Source organism: Vibrio sp. 10N.222.55.C6, assembly GCF_041473395.1.
Lineage (GTDB): Bacteria > Pseudomonadota > Gammaproteobacteria > Enterobacterales > Vibrionaceae > Vibrio > Vibrio crassostreae_C.
Genome location: NZ_JBFRSD010000063.1, coordinates 1 through 446, shown reverse-complemented (window position 1 = coordinate 446; position 446 = coordinate 1). Strand labels below are relative to the sequence as shown.

At 48.7% G+C, this 446-nt stretch carries 1 protein-coding gene; it reads left to right on the top strand.

All coding sequences use genetic code 11. The features are described from left to right. A partial coding sequence (locus tag AB4486_RS22500) for a cadherin-like domain-containing protein (RefSeq protein WP_372118686.1) occupies positions 1-446 on the top strand: 446 nt, incomplete at both ends.

Below are 446 nucleotides of genomic sequence, written 5' to 3'. Positions count from 1 at the left end.
TTCGGCTTCGATGTGTCAGATGGCACCGATACGGTATCAGCAAACATCGACGTGAGCGTAACAGCGGTTGATGATGCGCCAGTGTCTGGCGACCTAGCGTACTCAATCGACGAAGATGGTTCGATTCGTCTAAGCCAAGAGCAACTGTTATCACAAGCATCTGATGTTGAAGGCGATGACCTTACTGCTAGCGACCTTACGGTTGGTGGAGATGCAACGGTTGTAGCTAATGATGACGGCAGCTTCACGATTACGCCAGATGAGAACTTCAATGGCGACATCGATATCAGCTTCGATATCTCAGATGGTACTAATACGGTTCAAGCATCAGCTGACCTAACCGTTAACCCAGTTAATGACCTGCCAGTACCTCAAGATCAACAGTTCAGCGTTGAAGAAGACGGCACGTTAATCTTTACTGATGCCGACCTGTTAACAGGCGCTAC